The sequence below is a fragment of the Limnothrix sp. FACHB-406 genome (genome assembly GCF_014698235.1).
Lineage (GTDB): Bacteria > Cyanobacteriota > Cyanobacteriia > CACIAM-69d > CACIAM-69d > CACIAM-69d.
In genome coordinates, this window is record NZ_JACJSP010000003.1 from 128400 (window position 1) to 146899 (window position 18500).

13 protein-coding genes are annotated in these 18500 nt (G+C 54.9%); 4 read left to right on the top strand and 9 right to left on the bottom strand.

Going from position 1 to position 18500, the window contains the following annotated elements:
* Positions 1–102: 102 nt before the first annotated feature.
* Both H6G53_RS04170 and H6G53_RS04175 read left to right on the top strand, forming a co-directional pair.
* Complete coding sequence (locus tag H6G53_RS04170) at positions 103–879, top strand: Uma2 family endonuclease (RefSeq protein ID WP_190531025.1); 777 nt, start codon at positions 103–105, stop codon at positions 877–879.
* 276 nt (positions 880–1155) lie between these two features.
* Positions 1156–1605, top strand: coding sequence for a cupin domain-containing protein (locus H6G53_RS04175; RefSeq protein WP_242030734.1), 450 nt, complete (start codon positions 1156–1158; stop codon positions 1603–1605).
* A 126-nt stretch (positions 1606–1731) separates the two neighbouring features.
* Here the strand turns inward: H6G53_RS04175 and gcvP are convergent, their stop codons facing one another.
* Complete coding sequence (gcvP, locus tag H6G53_RS04180) at positions 1732–4632, bottom strand: aminomethyl-transferring glycine dehydrogenase (RefSeq protein ID WP_370567786.1); 2901 nt, start codon at positions 4630–4632, stop codon at positions 1732–1734.
* A 523-nt stretch (positions 4633–5155) separates the two neighbouring features.
* Between gcvP and H6G53_RS04185 the strand changes: the two genes are divergently transcribed.
* Entirely contained in the window at positions 5156–7441 is a 2286-nt protein-coding gene (locus H6G53_RS04185) for an ATP-binding protein (RefSeq protein WP_190531028.1), read from the top strand.
* Between the two features lie 107 nt (positions 7442–7548).
* Here H6G53_RS04185 and H6G53_RS04190 read toward each other — a convergent pair whose 3' ends face one another.
* The 8 genes from H6G53_RS04190 to rsmD form a co-directional block, all read right to left on the bottom strand.
* Entirely contained in the window at positions 7549–9078 is a 1530-nt protein-coding gene (locus H6G53_RS04190; RefSeq protein ID WP_190531029.1) for a bifunctional pantoate--beta-alanine ligase/(d)CMP kinase, read from the bottom strand.
* A 154-nt stretch (positions 9079–9232) separates the two neighbouring features.
* Positions 9233–10765: a hypothetical protein gene (locus H6G53_RS04195; RefSeq protein ID WP_099531555.1), complete on the bottom strand. Its 1533-nt coding sequence runs from the start codon at positions 10763–10765 to the stop codon at positions 9233–9235.
* A 120-nt stretch (positions 10766–10885) separates the two neighbouring features.
* Positions 10886–11086, bottom strand: a complete 201-nt coding sequence (locus tag H6G53_RS04200; RefSeq protein ID WP_190531030.1) for a hypothetical protein — start codon at positions 11084–11086, stop codon at positions 10886–10888.
* 55 nt (positions 11087–11141) lie between these two features.
* The gene (locus tag H6G53_RS04205; RefSeq protein ID WP_099531556.1) at positions 11142–12041 is read right to left on the bottom strand and encodes an alpha/beta fold hydrolase; all 900 of its coding nucleotides are present in this window, start codon (positions 12039–12041) and stop codon (positions 11142–11144) included.
* Positions 12042–12329: 288 nt separating this feature from the next.
* Positions 12330–12971, bottom strand: coding sequence for a class I SAM-dependent methyltransferase (locus H6G53_RS04210; protein ID WP_099531557.1), 642 nt, complete (start codon positions 12969–12971; stop codon positions 12330–12332).
* Between the two features lie 108 nt (positions 12972–13079).
* A complete protein-coding gene (locus H6G53_RS04215; RefSeq protein WP_190531031.1) occupies positions 13080–14855 on the bottom strand; it encodes an ATP-binding protein in 1776 nt (591 codons plus the stop codon).
* Between the two features lie 372 nt (positions 14856–15227).
* Complete coding sequence (locus tag H6G53_RS04220; protein ID WP_190531032.1) at positions 15228–17102, bottom strand: TrkA family potassium uptake protein; 1875 nt, start codon at positions 17100–17102, stop codon at positions 15228–15230.
* A 350-nt stretch (positions 17103–17452) separates the two neighbouring features.
* Positions 17453–18034, bottom strand: coding sequence for a 16S rRNA (guanine(966)-N(2))-methyltransferase RsmD (gene rsmD, locus H6G53_RS04225; protein WP_190531034.1), 582 nt, complete (start codon positions 18032–18034; stop codon positions 17453–17455).
* Positions 18035–18294: 260 nt separating this feature from the next.
* On the opposite strand from rsmD, the gene H6G53_RS04230 reads away from it, so the two are divergent.
* Positions 18295–18444 (top strand): isochorismate synthase, encoded by a 150-nt coding sequence (locus tag H6G53_RS04230; RefSeq protein WP_099531561.1) that lies wholly within the window; start codon positions 18295–18297, stop codon positions 18442–18444.
* Positions 18445–18500: the final 56 nt, after the last annotated feature.

The window sequence follows — 18500 nt, forward strand, 5'->3', positions numbered from 1 at the left end:
AGAGCTGACTTGCAAAGAGAATCTATATAACAGCAATAACAGCAGTGATCGCGTTTTCGGCCAGCAAAGTGAGAGCAGATCAGAGATCCTAGGAGGCGATCGATGACCTTAGCAATTGACAAAACTACAGCTCCACCACCAGTGCCTCACTGGAAACAGCACGACGCAATCTGGGAAAACTACGACGCAACTTGGGCAGATTACCTAGCGGTTCGTGACGTTCACTCAGGTTGGCAAAAAATTGCATTTCATCACGATTGGTTGTGGGTCAATATGGGATTTGAAGGGCCGAATCATGCGGCGTTTAGCGATTTAATGACGGCTGTTTTCTTTGTTTGGGCGTTTCTCCATCCAGAAACCACCCTGCAATCCTACGGTCGTTGCCTACTGGAATCGCCAGAAACCCACGCCTGTTCGCCCGATTTGGTACTCTATCGAGGGGATAATATTCCCCAGTGGCAACCGGGCCAGCCGCGTCGAATTAATCTGCAACGCGATCGCCGGCCCGACTTGGTGGGCGAAATTGCTGACACCACCCTCAGCCTAGATTTGGATGAACAAAAACAGCTCTATGCGAGTTTAGGGATTTCTGAATATTGGGTGGTTGATGTTAAGGGGTCGCGGATTTTTGCCTTTGGTTTGGATGAATCGGGTCACTATCGATTGTTGGAACAATCACAGGTGTTAGCCGGTTTGCCGATCGCCCTCCTAGAACAAACCCTGGAGCGACTGGCCACGGAAACCAACACGGCCGCTGCGGCTTGGTTCATGCAACAACTGCAAACGCCCCCTAGCAGTCCAGATACTACCCAAACGACAACCGAGAATACTGAACCGCAATCCTCTGTCGAAAATCCATCCGAGCAAAGCCCAATTTAACCGCCAACTGCTATTACATGGAATGTTGATCTTGCCTGCTTGGCGTTGAAACTGCTTGATCGATTTGGAAAGCCCGTAAACCCTAAGAAATGATTTTTTAATCTGTTGGCGGTGATTGAAGCCATGATTCAAAAAATCCACGAGGGTACGATCGATCAGTTTCAATATGATCCAACAACAGCCCGTCTGGTTCCAATTCACGCATTACCCTAAAGAGTCCAGATCATGAATCCTGAAAAGCCACCTGCCTTGATCAAAGCATCTGAAATTGACGCGATGGATGCAGTCAAATTCCAACATCCACTGAATCCCAATTCAGAAATTGATATGCGGTTTTTGGGTCGGGTGGCCGGTCTCAAGCAAATTGGCATCACGATCGCCCGAGTGCCACCCGGTAAAGAGTCGTTTATTTACCATGCCCACCAAACTGAAGAAGAGTGGGTTTATATTTTGTCGGGTCGGGGCATTGCGGAAATTGGTGAGGCGGAATACGAAGTGGGGCCCGGAGACTTCATGGGGTTTGGTATTCCGCAACAGCCACACCACTTGCGTAACCCGTTTGATGAAGAGTTGGTTTATCTAATGGGTGGCGAAAATAAACCCTTGGATATGGCTATTTTTCCGAGGGTGGGCAAGCGTGTGATTGGCGATCAAACCTCGGCTTATCTGTTAGATGAATCGGCTTTGGAATTGTTCTGGAGCAGTGATCGCGCTAACGCAGAGTAGAAGAACTGTTGATCGTCTATAGAAAGTGCCCATCAGAAAGCGGAGACCTTGATAAGTTACAGAGGCGCTCGCCTAGGCAACTGCTCAAGATCTCCTCAATTCACGTTCGGTTATTTGTTACCCGTTCTAGCTGGGTTCGGCGTAGGCCTCCATGGGCAAACAGGCGCAAACCAGGTTGCGATCGCCCCAGGCGTTGTCGATTCGAGAAACTGGTGGCCAGTATTTCACTTCGCGCGTCCAGGGGGCGGGGTAGGCTCCCTGCTCGCGGCTATAGGGGCGATCCCAGTCGGGCTTCAGCAGCACATCGGCGGTGTGGGGTGCGTGCTTCAGGGCGTTGTTGTCGCGGGGCATGGAGCCAGATTCGATCGCCCGGATTTCTTCCCGAATGGCGATCAGGGCATCACAGAAGCGATCGATCTCGGCTTTCGATTCGCTTTCGGTGGGTTCGACCATGATTGTGCCCAACACGGGCCAGGAAACGGTGGGGGCGTGGAAGCCGTAGTCCATCAGCCGCTTGGCGATGTCGTCCACTTCGATCGCCGCCGACTGTTTCACCCCGCGCAGGTCGAGGATGCACTCGTGGGCCACGAAGCCGGCCTCACCGCGATAGAGCACGGGGAAGTGGCGATCGAGTCGGTGGGCGATGTAGTTGGCGTTTAGGATTGCCAGTTCCGTGGCCCGTTTTAGGCCGTCCGCGCCCATCATCCGAATGTACATCCAGGAAATGGGCAGAATGCTGGCGCTGCCGAAGGGGGCCGCGGACACCAAGCCGATCGAGCCGTCACCCGTTGGGGTTTGGGCGATCGCCTGCCAATCGGTGGGGGGCAGGAAGGGAGCCAGGTGCTCCGCCACCCCGATCGGCCCCATGCCGGGGCCGCCGCCGCCGTGGGGAATACAGAAGGTTTTGTGCAAATTCAGGTGGCATACATCGGCCCCGAAGTCGCCGGGACGACAGAGGCCCACTTGGGCGTTCAGGTTTGCGCCGTCCATGTAGACCTGGCCGCCCCGATCGTGGACGATCGCGCAGATTTCCCGAATCGCCGTCTCGAACACGCCGTGGGTGGAGGGATAGGTGATCATCAACGCACCCAGGCGATCGGCGTGTTGGTCGGCCTTGGCCCGCAGGTCGTCGAGGTCGATGTTGCCGTTGGCATCGCAGGCCACGGGCACCACTTGCAGGCCCACCATCACGGCGCTGGCGGGGTTGGTGCCGTGGGCCGACTGGGGAATCAGGCAAACGGTGCGATCGCCCTGGCCCCGGGCCGCGTGGTAGTGGCGAATGGTCAGCAATCCAGCGTATTCCCCTTGGGAACCGGCATTCGGTTGCAGGGACACGGCCGCAAAGCCGGTGATTTCCGCTAAATCCCGCTCTAGTTCCTCAAACAGGATCTGGTAGCCGACCGCCTGCGATCGGGGCGCGTGGGGGTGCAGGTTGCCAAACTCCGGCCAGGTGACGGGAATCATCTCTGCCGTGGCGTTCAGCTTCATGGTGCAAGACCCGAGCGGAATCATCGACTGATTCAGGGCCAGATCCTTTGCTTCCAAGCGGTGCAGGTAACGCAGCAGTTCCGTTTCGCTGTGGTAGCGGTTAAAGACCGGGTGGGTCAGGTAGTCGCTGGTGCGCGATCGGCTCAGGGCGGGCGGTTCGATCGGTTGCCACCCGTCGCCGCCAAAGATCTTGATCAGTTGCTCCAGATCCTGTTCGGTGGTCGTTTCGTCCAGGCTGAGGGCGATCGACCCGTCGGGCAAGTAGCGCAAATTTACCTGGCGCACTTCGGCGGCGATTTGCACTTCGGCGGCCGATCGATGGGGTGATCGCGCCGTGGGTTTCAGGGCGATCGTGTCGAACAGTTGGGCCGTTTCCGCCAGGTCATAACCCAGAGCTTGCAGCGACTGGGCCAGGCTGACGGTTTGGTGACGCACCCGCTGGGCGATCGCCCGCAAGCCCGCCGGCCCGTGGTAAGTGGCATACATGGCCGCCATCACCGCCAACAGCACCTGGGCCGTGCAAATGTTGCTGGTGGCCTTGTCGCGGCGGATATGTTGCTCGCGGGTTTGCAATGACAGGCGCAGGGCCGGCTTGCCCTGGGCATCCTTGGAAACCCCGACGATCCGGCCGGGCATTTGCCGCTTGAACCGATCGCGCGTCGCAAAAAAGGCCGCATGGGGGCCGCCATAACCGAGGGGCACACCGAACCGCTGGGAACTGCCGATCGCAATGTCTGCGCCCCAGTCCCCCGGCGGCTCCAGCAACGTCAGGGCTAACAGATCCGTGGCCACCGTCACCAGCGCATCGGCGGCGCGGGCCTGCTCCACCAGTTGGCGGTAGTCCTCGATCGCCCCCAAAGTGGTCGGGTATTGGACGATCGCCCCGAAAATGCCCTGGGCCGTCCAGTCCGCCGCCGTCAGCGATCGCCAGTCCGCCACGATCACCTCAATCCCCAGCGGTTGGGCCCGGGTTTGCAACAGGGCGATCGTTTGGGGATGGCAACCGCGATCGGCCACAAAGGCCCGCGCCGTTTTCGATTTGGTCGCGCCGTAGCTGAGGGCCATGGCTTCCGCCGCCGCCGTCGCCTCATCGAGCAAGGACGCATTGGCAATTTCCAACCCGGTCAAATCACAAACCAGGGTTTGGAAATTCAGCAGCGCCTCCAGCCGACCTTGGGCAATTTCCGCCTGGTAGGGCGTGTAGGCCGTGTACCAGCCGGGATTTTCCAACACATTCCGCTGAATCACGCCGGGCACAATACAGCCGTAGTAGCCCGTGCCAATAAACGATCGCCAAGTTTGGTTTTGGCTGGCAATTTCCCGCAGTCGGGCCAGGGCCGCCGTTTCCGTCATGGCCGGGGGCAACTGGAGCGATCGCGTCAGTCGAATATCTGCCGGGATTGTTTTATTGATTAATTGGTCGATCGACTCCAGCCCCATGGCCTCCAGCATGGCCGCCGTTTCGATCTCGTCTGGCCCAATGTGCCGCGCTGCAAACTGATGGGGATCCACGATCGGGAATGTTGCCCCAGGGGCGATCGATTGCGAAACAAATCCGCTAGCCACGTTTTTAACCTCCTACTGCAAGAGCCAGGCACAAACCCAACCACCCAACATGCCAAACCATCCATCAAACACCGAATGGCCACCAGCAGCAATATTCGCCGGCCGTTTCTATTCTGATGCTTTTTGCCCAAAGCTCCAGGGCCGCCGGATTCCATCCTGAAGGGGCGATCGAGTCTGCGGGCTTGGCTGGCAAAAAGCCGAGTCTAAGCAAGCAACAGCGCTTGGGAATTTAAAAACTCCTTAAATCTAAACAAAATGAGTCAATTCCAGCAAATTTAAACTTCAAAACTTCCAAAGAACTTTCAAATTAGCCTAAATTTCTTGGGTCACAATCGAAGTCAGATGGTATCCTGGCATACCAATTGTTGTGTGAAGCGTCGTTTGCTGAGCATCTGTCTGGGATGTTCTGCCGTGGACTCGCAGCGCGATCGCGCCTTCCCTAGTTTTTTCCAACTGACGGTCTACAACTATTCATCTAGGAAAGTGGATGGCGGCTATGACGATGGTTCAACATCAACAGCGATCGAGTGGTGCGGCCAAAGGGGCAGGAATCCGCAAAGGTGCTTGGATTCGCCTCAAGTTTTTGTTAATTATTCCGTTTTGCCTGGAAGTGGGCTTGGCTGTTGGTCTGAGTGCCTATTGGTCGATCCAAAATAGCCGCCAGGCCGTTGGTCGAATGGTGGATCATCTGGAAAACCACACGGTTGAAACGGTCGAATCTAAGTTGTCACAGGAGCTGCGGCAGCCTCATCAAATCAATGCCATCAATGCCCAGCTTCTGGCTCGGGATGTGATTTCCTCCGAAGATTTGGGAGCCATCCAACAGCAACTCTGGCAAAGTATGCGGATTTATCCCGGCATGACCTACATTAACTTTGCCAATCCTCGAGGGTTGTTTGTCGGGATTGAACGGCTGAGTAATGGCGATTTGGTCTCAGAGGTGATTGATCCCCAACAGCATTCGGGCAAGGTTACACGATCGCTGTTGGACAGCAATGGGCAGGTTAAAAAGCAACTTGATTTGTATGATTATGAGCCGCGAACGGACGACTGGTATTTAGCAGGTGTTCGGGCAAAAAGTCCCACCTGGAGTTCCATTTATACCTGGGAGACCGGTGAACCCACCAAGCGGCTGGCGGTGTCTGCCAGCTACCCCGTTTATAGCGAAAAGAATCGATCGCTCAAGGGCGTGATTGGCATCGATTTTCTGTTTGATGCCTTGCAACAACAACTCCAAGCCCTCCACATTACCCCTAACGCCAGGGTCTATTTGTTGGAGCGAGACGGTAAGGTAATTGCCGCTTCTAAGGGTAATAGCTTCTCGCAAGAAAGCGGTTCCATTCAGCGCCTGTCGATGGATAACACCAACGATCAGGTCTTGAAATCTTTGGGGGGTCTGGTGCGGGCCAAAGATGGGCAGCTTTTGCAAAATGTGGAGCTGGAAACCCCCTTACAAGATCAGCCTTATTTTGTGCGATCGGCCAGTTGGAATGGTTTAGAGGGCTTAGATTGGCAAATCCTGTTGGCCATCCCCCGATCGGACTTGACCCGGGAAGTGGATCGCAGCACTGAACAAACCATCTGGATTTGTGCCTTGGCCGTGGCGGGATCGGTGGTGTTGGGAGTGGTTACCACCCGGACGATTAGCCGGCCCGTGCAACAGTTGGCCGAAGCGGCGGAACGGTTTGCGATCGATCAAAAACAAACCCTACCGCCCCGATCGCCGATTGTGGAACTCAGTGCGCTCTCCCATTCCTTTGATTCCATGGGTCGGCAATTAAAAGCCTCCTTTGAAAAATTGGAACAGGCGAACGAGCACCTGGAACAAGCCAATTTGGCCTTGGAGCAGCGCGTGGAAGAGCGCACCCGTGAATTGTCGGCCGCCCTCACGGATTTGAAGGACACGGAAGCCCAACTCATTCAGACGGAAAAGATGTCCAGCTTGGGCCAAATGTTGGCCGGAATTGCCCACGAGATTAATAATCCCACCTCGTTTGTCTATGGCAATTTGGACTATGTTCAGGAATATATGAACGGGTTGCTAACGCTACTGGAAATGTATCAAGCAACCTATCCCCATCCCCCTGAAGAAATTAGAGATTACCAGGATGATTTAAACCTCGATTTCCTGGTGGATGATTTGCCAAAGGTGGTGCGATCGATGCGCGAAGGCACAGAGCGAATTCGCAATATTGTGCATGACTTGCGCAATTTTTCGCGCATGGATGGCCAGGAAATGCGCCGGGTGGATTTGCACGAAGCCCTCACCAGCACTCTGATGATTTTGGGGCATCGATTAAAGGGCAATGGCTCGTCGCCCACCATTCATGTGGTGACGCAATACGACGAGGCTTGGCCCGTGGACTGTTACCCCGGTTTGATGAGCCAGGTGTTTGTGAACTTGCTGGTGAATGCGGTGGATGCGCTGGAAGAGGCGGCGTTGCGGGGCCAATGTCCACACCCAGAAATTGTGATTTCCACGGAGGCGCAAGTGAGCGATGGTTTGTTTGTGGTGCGGATTCGGGACAATGGCCCCGGGATTCCGGAATCGGTGCAACAACGGATGTTCGATCCCTTCTTTACCACCAAGCCGGTGGGCCGCGGCACGGGGCTGGGCCTGGCGATCGGGTATCAAATCGTGGTGGAAAAACACGGCGGTCAACTGATTTGCACCACGGATCCCGCCTGGGGCACGGAGTTCACGGTGGCGATTCCCGGTCAACGTGCCGCCCCCGGTTCGATCGCCCCAGCCACCCAAGCATTGGTCACCGTCGCCGCCTAAAATTAGGGCCTGTCATCGGATTTTGAACCCAAGGGATCGCGCCTACTCCGCCCCGGAGATGGTCGCCAGTTGCCCCGAATCGAAATTCAGCCCCAGGATGACAGCCCCTAAGGAACCCGCGCCACAATCGCTTGCACCACTTGCTCGATCGTCATGCCATCGGTGACCAACTCCCAAGCGTCAATTGCCTTAACCATGGGGGCCACCGCACGGTTGCTGTCTTGGTAATCGCGCTCGGTGATGGCGGCTTCCAGGCTGTCTAGATCGGGTAGGTCGGTTTGGCCCCGATCGCGCCAATCCTGGAGTCGTCGCTTGGCCCGCTCTCGGGGGGTGGCGGTCAAAAAGATTTTCACCTCCGCCTCGGGAAAAACATGGGTGCCAATGTCGCGCCCTTCGGCCACCAGGCCACCACAGTGCCCGATCGCCCGTTGTTGGGCCACCAAGGCCCGCCGCACCTCCGCATGGGCCGCCACCACGGATACTTGGGCCGTAACGGTCGGAGTCCGAATCAAACTGGTCACCTCTTGGCCATTGATCCAAACGCGCTGCTCACCACCGGGGGTCACCGGTTCGCCAAAGCGGATGGTGCAATCGGCGGATAGCTCGGCCATGGCCAGGCGATCGGCGGGATCCAAACCCCGATCGAGGGCCAACCAAGCCACCGATCGATACATGGCTCCCGTATCCAAATAAAGCAACCCCAATTGTTGGGCCACCCGTCGGGTTACGGTGGACTTGCCCGCGCCCGCTGGCCCATCGATCGCCACAATCGGCCGGCGCGTTTGCAGAATCACATTGTCAATCAGGCGCGCCGATCCCACCTGGGCCGCCACCGCCAACAGGCCCGCCTGGTCCAGGGTTTGGAGAGGCGCGAGGGAGTCGGGATCCACCAGCTCGGCATAGTCCAGGCTCAGGCCCGGCGCTTGGCTCAGGGTCGATCGCACCGGTTCCAGCAGGGCCGCCGCCGATCGCTCGCCGGCCTGGAACTGGGCGATCGCCCCTTGCAGGCTTTGGAAAATGGCCAAGGCCTGCTGTCGTTCCGGAGCGCTCAGGTATTGGTTACGGGAGCTGAGGGCCAAGCCATCGCTCTCCCGGACGATCGGGCAGGTAATCAGCTCCACCGGCAGGTTCAAATCCGCCACCAACCGCCGCAAAATCGCCACCTGCTGGGCATCCTTCTGGCCAAAAAAGGCCAAATCAGGCTGCACCACATTCAACAGCTTGGTCACGATCGTGGTTACCCCTTGGAAATGCCCCGGCCGCGATCGCCCACAGAGCACGTTGGCCAAACCGTCCGGCGGCACCACTTGGGTCAGTTCCGTGCGATCAGCCACGCCCAATGCCGCAGGCGTGGGGACAAAGACCAAATCCACTCCCGCCGCTTCGCAAAGGGCCAAATCCGCCGCCAAATTTCGAGGATAGCGCTCCAGATCTTCTTGGGGGCCAAATTGCAGCGGATTGACAAAGATGCTGACCACCACCCGGCCACATTGCGATCGGGCCCGGGTCATCAGGCTGCGATGGCCCTCGTGCAGGGCCCCCATGGTGGGAACCAAGCCGATCGCGATGCCAGCAGCGCTCGATCGAAACAATTCCATTGCGCAGCGCAAGGCCGCCACAGTTTTCACCACTTGCATACATCACCTGCCGCTTAACCGTTGCTCAGCGCTTTGCCCAACGACAGTTTAGTTAAGCATGTTCGTTAAGCGTGAGTTAAGAAATTTCGGTTGCGATCGGCTGGTCTGTGCTGGCTGGGTTTGGGCTGAGCGGAATCCAAGTGGCTGAGCAACATCAAAGCTTGGGCTTACCCGCCTTGAGCCGCAACTGCTCCGTTTCCTGCAAAATCTGCAACGAATCCGCCCGATCGCGCGATCGCTTGATGTAGCTCAACTTCAGCTCTTCCAACAAATCAAAAATCAGCTCTTGCAACTCCTGCTGAGTTTTGGGTTCTGCCAATCCCTGACGAAACGCAGCCGAAGCGTCCTCGACTAATTTTTCAAGCAACTTTTCCGCCTCAGGATCAGCAACCGCAAAGGTTTTGTAGGCCTTTTGGGGCACATTAGTGGCAATAGCCGATAGATTGGCCGCAATTTGCCCCGCCAATTGGTTTGAAAAGTTGCTGAATCCCGGCAAAGCTCGCAGGGCTTGATAGGTTGGTGTGCGAGCCAAAACCGACTCCATTTGATAGGCCAAAAGTTTGGCTAAATCTTCTTGAATTTCCGGCAAAACTCGATAGAGACTCAGTTGCAAAACGCGATCAAAAATCGCCTGAATCTCGTTCACATCATTCACTTCCACATAGGGATTATTCGCCACATCCAAAATTTGCTGGGACAGGCTGCCGGATTTCACCGAACTCTGGAGGCCATAGATAAATTCCAGCACCACCACTTCCGTCAATTCTGAAGCAATACCCGCCAAAATTCCTCGGCTGATCAGGGCCCGAATGGGTTCCAGATTAGGAAATTGCGCCTTGTTGCTACGAATCACCACGGGAATAATACGCAACCAACGGAAGAAGGGACTAATAAACAACAAATCCCACCAATGGCTGAAGGCGGCAGCTTGCCAACTGAGGGCAGAATAGCGGCGACGAATCCACAAAGTCCGCACCACAAATTCCACCGCAAACAGAATGACAAAGGGCGTATCTAAAATTCCAAAATAGTCGGCGGGTCGCCCGTCTTCTCCAATACTGCGAAAATAGTTACTTTGCAGTTGGAACCGAATTTCCCGATCAAAAAATCGGAGTTCCCTAGTCCAAGTGCGCGAACGAAGATAGTCAACACTCCAAAAGGTGTCAAAGGCGCGTTTGGAGGACTCCACACCCAGTCGATCGCGCATTCGGTTTTTAATAATCTCCAGGCTACCGCTGCGATCGGACAGGGTAAAAGGATTTTGGTTAATCATTTCCTGGCTGCGATCGCGCAGATCCGCCAGCAGGGGCGACACCTGAGGCGAGTCAACTCCCCCGCGCTCCAGCACCGTCACCAATTGATCAACCACTTTCAGGTAAGCCTGGGTTTGGCGTTCCGGCTCAATCCCAACGATCGGGTCATAAAACAGCCGCACTTCTCCCGGCGGCCCCACCACCTGGCCCAGCAGCGGAACTTCCGTGCCCCAATCTCGCACCAGCAGGGCCGCGCGCAAATACCACGATCGCAGCGGCACATAGGTCATGTGGAACGCCACCAACATCAAGTTCAGCCAAGCCACAAGGATCAGCAGCCGCTCAGTCCACAGCACCAAATGCCAGCGCCTCACAAACTTGACAGCTTTGGCGCGACGGTTCGATCGGGAGGTGGAAGATGGATTGGCAGTCATGCGATCAGCGGCCAGCTCAGAGCTGTGTCTCGTAATTTGCGCGTCATTGGCAAGTCGTCGGCACTGCGCTCGCACAGCACCTATCCCTAAACCTGCCTGTTGGTGAACGTTGCGGCTGCTTCACCCGGGGCGACCCCGATCGCCGGGATGGCCTGGGGCTGATTCCAAAATGCGGGAACAGCCGATCGCCCTGGGGTCGGGTTGCTCATTGCATCGGGCCCGTCCATATTGCCATTGGGCCCGGCTTGGCGGTGAACTTGACTTGAATTTTGCAAGGTTTTGCAACGCGATCGGCCCGGCCGCCGCGTGAATTAGGCGCAACGGGCCCTCGTTGCGCGGCTAATCAAAGGTTAAAGTCAAAAATTTTCTGCCCCACTCAAGCCATCTGACTCAGCCAGTTGACGATCGCCGAGTTGACAACTTCGGGACGCTCATCATGGGGACAATGGCCCGTCTTGGGAATTGACACAAACGTCACCCGATCGCCCGCCGTTTTCGCCAAATCTTGATAGATTTTGGCTCCCTGAATCGGTGTCCAAGGATCCGTTTCTCCCCACAACACCAACAGGGGCCCGGCAATTTGCGGCAGCAGCGTTTCGGGTTTGGGGCCCGGTGGTGCAGCCAAAATCGAGGCAAAGGTTTCGTATGCGCCCTCATCCCCGGAAGGTTCATGCAGCAAATCCACCAGTTCCGGCGTAACGGCCTCTGGGTTGCCATAAACCTGCTTGAGCGTGCCGCGAATCCGGTGTTTTTGGCGAATTTGATTGAACATAAACCGCCCAATGCCTGGAGTATTCACCACTTGGGCAAACGTACCCATCACCAACCGCAACACCGGATTTAACTCCTCGGGGCGGTGATTTAGCCCCCCGGCACAGTTCAGCAACACCGTTCCTCGGGTACGTTCCGGAGCCGCCGCCGACAACATCAGGGCCAACAGTGCCCCGATCGAATTACCCACCCACAGGGCTGGCTCTTGGATGAATTCAGCCCAAAAATCCAAAACCAAATCTTGCCAAAGCTCCATGCTGTAATCGATCGGGGGCTTTTGGGAACCGCCGAACCCCAACAGATCGATCGCATAGACCCGGTAGCCGGCCGCGGCCAGCACGGGGATATTTTTGCGCCAATGGCCGATCGAAGCCCCAAACCCATGCAACAGCACGATCGGCTGGCCGCTGCCCTGGGCTAACCATTGCACTCGGTAGCCACGCCACAGCCAGGTTTGAAAGGCCTCCTGGGCCAGGGAGTCAGTCGGGGAAACCAGCGCAGTCATAGGGCTTCGGGTTTTCTAAAGTGCTTTACAAATGGGTGAAAGGGCCAGACAACCGCAACCCAAATCGGCATCGCTCAGACAGGCTTCAGGTCAGCTTTCGATGCCCCGGCTATGGATTCAGCGGGCGATCGGCTCGGCCATCTTGCCCCGTTGTCGCGTCACGGTCTGGGGTTGCGACCTGACTGGCTTCGTTAAATTCGATTGTAAAGAACTGTAACCGATCGTGCTGGATTTAAAACGCAAAAATCCAGAAAAGATCCTGAAATTCGCTCATCAATCCTCAAAAAACTAGGCCGGCTTGAGACCGATCAATAGCGCCATTTCCAACCATTTCCAATAGCAATCGACCTGCTGAAAACCAATATCTCGAAACCATTGAAGCTGCGTTTCAACATCTAGCAATTGGTTTGACGGATCATCTTCTTCCGGTCGATAGCCAATGGCTTTCAAAAACTGCTCATGAAGCTGGGGCGTTGGCGAAGCCACATGTTCCAAGTTGGCGAAAATGCCCCCCGGCTCCAATCGTTGAAACACCTCTTGATAGAGCGATCGCTTGCGATCATGGCTGAGGTGATGAATCGCAAAACTCGACACGATCGCATCAAATCGCCCCAACTCTGGCAAGGCTGTATCGAGATTGTGGGCCACCACCGTCACCTTGTCATCGGCCCCAAAGCGATCGCGCACCGCCGCCAACATCGTTTCCGAAAAATCCAGCGCCACGCCTGCCGCCGCCGGGCGATCGACCTTAAGCAATGCTAGTAGTCGCCCATTGCCCGTACCCAAATCCAAAATTCTACGCACGGTTCGCGGCACTTGTTCCAGCAGGGCCGCTTCCCCTTCAGTGCGACGCGGAATTCGATCGGCCCGGGCCAAATAACTCAGGGCGTGGTCTGTGGATTGCCAACGATTTACAGAAATTTCAGTCATCGAATTGATGTAACTTGATGCGCTCAACTCATGCACCAAGTGTATACACCAAACCCATGAACCAAACCCATACACCAGATTCATGCACCAGATTCATGCGCTGGATTACTATGCCAAAGCCTTTTCCAGAAATGGTTTCACAGTGTCCTCGGCTTCTAATTTTTGTCGAATCGGCAACTCAATTTGAATGGTGGTTCCTTGACCCGGCGCTGAAATCACTTGAATTTGTCCTTCATGTTGCTGCACCACCTGATAGGCGATCGCCAAGCCCAAGCCCGTTCCCTGCCCGATCGGCTTAGTGGTGAAAAACGGGTCGAACAACTTACTTTGAATCGCTGCTTCGATTCCTGGGCCATTATCGGCAATGCTCAGTTGCACCCATTGAGAATCAATCACTCGAGTGCTGAGCGTAATTTCAGGATGGAGGATTGATTCATCACTCAAAACATCGATCGCATTGTCTAACACATTCATGAAAACCTGATTGAGCTGTGCTGGATAGCATTCAACTTCCGGCAAATCGCCATAGCGCTTGGTGATTTTAATATCATCTTCCAAACGACAATGCTGTAGGCGATAGTTCAACATCAAAAGGGTATTTTCTAGCCCCTCATGCAAATCAACGGTTTTGAGATCTGCTTCATCCAACCGCGAAAAATTGCGCAACGACACCACGAGTTCTCGAATTCGTTCTGCACCCGATTTCATGGAAATGAGTAGTTTAGGCAGATCTTCGATCACAAATTCCAGTTCTTCGATTTTTTCTTCCATATCAACATCAGCTACTTCCTGGGGATATTTTTCCTGATAATATTTCACCAAATAAATCAGATCCGAAACATACTGATCGACATAGCCCAAATTGCCGTAGATAAAGCTAATGGGATTGTTGATTTCATGGGCCAAACCGCCCACCAACTCTCCTAAGCTAGACATCTTTTCCGTTTGCACCAATTGCAGTTGGGCCGCTTGCAAGTCTCGCGTGTAGTTTTCCACCCATTCAATCAATTGATTCACGGATTGGGCCAAGGTTCCCACTTCGTCAACGGTCGTGACATCGGCCCGCAACCGGGTGTTGGCATCGTGGGTCACCTGTTGGGCAAGGCTGGCCAGATCTTCGATCGGTTGGGCGATCGTGCGGCTGGTGTAATTACCGAGCAACACCGACACCAACAACGCCAGGAAAATACTCCCGATCGCCATCATCAGCCGAAAGTTTTCGGCCTCGCGTCGTTCCTGAACCGCAGTCAATAGTTCTTGATTGGCATCAATGTTTAAGGACTCCAAAACATTGGTGAAAGCAATGAAGTTATTAAATTCTTGACTGCGGAGCAGTTTGCCAATTTCCGCATCAACCTTGTACTGATTTTTGACGCTGCCGGTCAGCGGTTGAATAACTTCAATAGATCGCTGAACAAATCTTGAAAACTCTGACACCACCGTTGCATATTGCTTAAAGGCAGTTCTATTTTGGGTGAATAGGGGCCGATCATCGATGGCCATTCCCTCTGTTAATTCGCTGACAGTTTCAATTCGTTTGATCAAAGCTTGACCGGCTTTGCGAAAGGTGACCGGATCATGGGTAAAGGGACTCAAGGATTTGGCGGGCAAGTTGGACAAAATATTAATTTGTAAATCCAACAATCGCTTTTGATCTTCGCGATATTCCGCTAATTTTTGGTCGGCAGCCGCTTGGTAATGATTACCAATCAGAATTCCAATTGAGGCCCCAATGATTGGAATACCCAACGCAACCAGATAACCACTGGCAATTTTGGAGCGAATAGCGGTTGGTTTGAAGTTAATCACGGCTGTTTTCCACTGCTGAAGCTGAAATTGAAGCTGCTTGGCCACAGAAAGGAAAGATAAGCTAGAAGAGGCCATGGGGTTTTAGTAGAAATTTGCGTACTGATGAAAGCTGAATTGCGCCCTGGTGTCCCTGATAAACTGCGGATCTTTCAGAATAAAGGAAAGTGACAGATTAAAGATCTGATTAAACATCGACTGAAGCGGCTGATTTTGCCCAGTCCTAAGTACAAATACACATTTGTTTTTGTTATTAATTTTTTCTTAATTATCTGACGCTCCTGATCATACCGCAGTTATTAGGCCCCTGTAACGGGCTATGGATCAAGTTGGGTTGAAGACACGATTTCATCGCCATCAGTGGTGGCAATGAAAATCAGGGGAACTTCATGAAAACTATACAAAATGCAGCGATCGCGCTGTTTTTGGGCGGTGGCACAAGGGGGAGTTTTAGCGATCGATCCGTCGAAATTGCTTGTCGTGATGTTGATTCAGAATTCGATCGCTCGCCAAACGCCATAACCGATCGAGGTAACAGGCGGGAATGGAAAGATACAGAACATCGTTGGCCCCCAAAACGGTTCGCAGCAGTTCCCAGCCGTGGATGGTGGCGTGGTCGGGACGCTCCAGGTATAGCGGCACAAAGTCGAGGTGAATGGCCGCAGTTTCCACATCCAGACCGCAAAGGGGATGAAGCGGAGTAATCAGGGTTCCGAGGGCCACCCACAGCCGATCGCCCGTGACCCCGCTGCCCAAGATCCGCCCTCCCAAGGCGGCCGCCGCAAAGGCCGGCGCAGCAAGCTCCACGGGACTGAGCACCGTTTCAAATTCAAAAACCTGCTGCATCATCATGGCCGATTGGGGATCCTGATTGCGCAACACAATCGCCAGCCGAGGGGCGATGGTACGGGCATTTAGCCCAATCTCCAGGTTAGCCAATTCATCTTGAGTTGTGGTTAGGAGCGCCTCAGCACGCTCAACCCCAACGGCAACTAAGGTTTCTGGCAGGGTGGCATCCCCAATCACCACGGGGATTTGCAGCGATCGGGCGGTGGCCAAAAATCGATTATGGGGATCTTGTTCGATCGCCACCACTTCGCAACCTTGGGCCCGCAGTTCCCGGGCGGTTTTGAGGCCCAAACCTCCCAGCCCGGCCACAATGAAGTGGCCGCGTTTGGGCAGCCGCACCACCTCCAAAACCTGCTGAAACCGAGTTCCCAAGATGTAATCGTTCAGCAGGGCGTAGCAAATCCCGACAATGCCAGCGCCCACCAACATCAACAGAGCGGTGTAGATTTTGAGGGCATCGGGGGCCCGATCGAGCATATCTTCCTTGCCGCCGGCCCCGGTAATTGTGCCCACGGCAAAATAGAACGCTTCAATCAGCGATAGATGGGTGTTGGCAGCCACGTCATAGAGAATGGTGGACACCACAATCGCCAGCAACAGCACCACAAAGGCGATCGCCGCCGGGCGGCCTTGGTGACCCAAGCGCCCCAAACCATCAAGAAAACTTTGTAGCCGTTGGCGACGTTTCAGTTGGGACGGTCGGCGCGTGGGGCGCGTGGCCACAATCAGCCGATCGCCCACTTGCAGTTCCCGGGCCAGGCTGAGGGCGGCCACCAAGTTGGGGCGATCGGCAAAGCGCACATCGCCTCGTGGCTCATCGGGATAACCCTGAAGATCCCGGGGAAAATCGCGTGCGGCCTCGCGATGGCCCTCGCGATGGCCCTCTCGGTGTGGGTCTTCTGCTTCGTAACGATGGCTCACTCGATCGACTGGCGTAACTGGCAAATAGTCGATCAGCATCCGATCCCGATCGTCCCACAGTTCCGAAAGCCGTCGCCCCAGCCAGGGATGGCCAAAATCGATCGCCTCTTCCCGCATCGGCCAAAGGCGATCAAACAGTCGCACTTGCCCGATCGCCCGACTGCCCAAGGCCGCAAACACAAACGCCGGAGCCGCCAAGGCCGACACGCTCAAACTATTGTGATCCGCCAAGGTGGAATCCAGGCGATCGCCCAACTGAGCGTTATAGAGGCGATGCACCACCCGCAAATTTGGGTTTAACAACCGCGCCTGCATCAAGATCGCTAAATTCTGCGAGTCCCGATCGCCCACCAACACCAGGGTTTGGGCCGTAGCAACCCCCGCCGACAGCAACACCGCCGCCGAAGTGGGATCCCCCACCACCACCTGCGCATTGTTCACTCCCGGCAAAGGGCGATCGCTAATGCCCGTGACCGCCGCCCCCTGCTGGTGCAACAAATTAAAAACCTTGTAACCCGTGCGCCCCAAGCCACAAATGATAATTCGCGGTTTCATGGCCCCCGGACAGACAGCGGCGATCGCTTCACACGCTGGGTTTCCAACCATCGAGTATGGTGCAGCCGTTGCCGCCGTTGCTGTGTGCCAGACTACCTGTTGCGGCCTGCGGGACTGATGGAAAGCGATTGAGTCATCGTTTCTGTACAAAATCGATCCAAAAAGACCGACCCCAGCGGGGCTACACCAAAGTCAACCCTGTAGGGGCGTACGGCCGTACGCCCCTACCCGGATTTTCTCGGTCTTAAGTTGAAGCCAATGATCAACGCCCACACCGTCGGATCTCAACAGGACAACCACGCAAGTTTTGGAACAAACACCATCAGCCAAAGTCATTTCACAAAGTCATTTCAGCCAAGGTTTTGGGTCTCCTCGATCGTAATCGCTTCAGACCAGCCATAAAAAGCCAGGGCACAGTTGCCATAGGTCTTGACCCGATCGCACCGGAGCTGGCCCACCTGAAGCGGCGGCTGCCACTGTCGAGGATTAAACTCAACGGCACATTCACCCGCCTCCGCCAACAATTGCGCCTCAGCCACAACCTGCAAAACCGATTCATATAGATCACCGGCATAGGGCGGATCGAAATAGATGCGATCGAACCGCTGGCCCCGCAACCGAGCCAAGACCCGTGGCGCATCTCCCCGCACAATTTCAAACCGCTGGGGCGATCGGGCAATGCGTTGCCAATTGTCTCGAATCACTCCGCAGGCTTGGGGCAACTGTTCCACCCCCACCACCAAAGCCGCCCCCCGCGCCAGGGCCTCCGCGCCCATGGATCCAGATCCAGCGCAAATGTCCAGCCAACGACAACCCCCGATCGCTCCTTGCCAAATTTGAAACAACGCCTCCCGCACCCGCGAAACAGTCGGCCGAGTTGTTTGGCCAGGTAGCGTTTTCAGCGATCGGTTACCGTAAATCCGAATGGCCATAGAACAGGTTAACGACAGCGAATTCTGAAGGAACATCTGAGCAGTCACTGAGGGGACTTGCAAAGCTGGCAAATTGCCAAGAATTGTTTGAAATTCTCAATTTCCAGGAAGTTCCTGCGCAAAATTAGCACACAAAACATTGAGAAATTCATCGAAATTCATCGATTTATCACGGAGCGATCCCAGCTCTCAGGAAACTTCCCTATGCTGAAGGTAAGCCATTTCATTCCCTCTTAATTGATGGAGCCGGAGGTTAGGTTATGCAATTCTGGACTTCGCTCTCATCCTCAATGCAATACGTCTTGGAAGGCTTTGGTGAAATTTTCGCGCCCGACCACGACGACTATCCCGCAGTTGGCGTGCAGCCTTTTGAAGATGAACCCTATCTCGGCTCCAATTGGACTGAATAGCCCAAAGAGCTGATCCCCAAGGGTTAAGTTAAGTGTTTGATCACCTACCTAGCGCT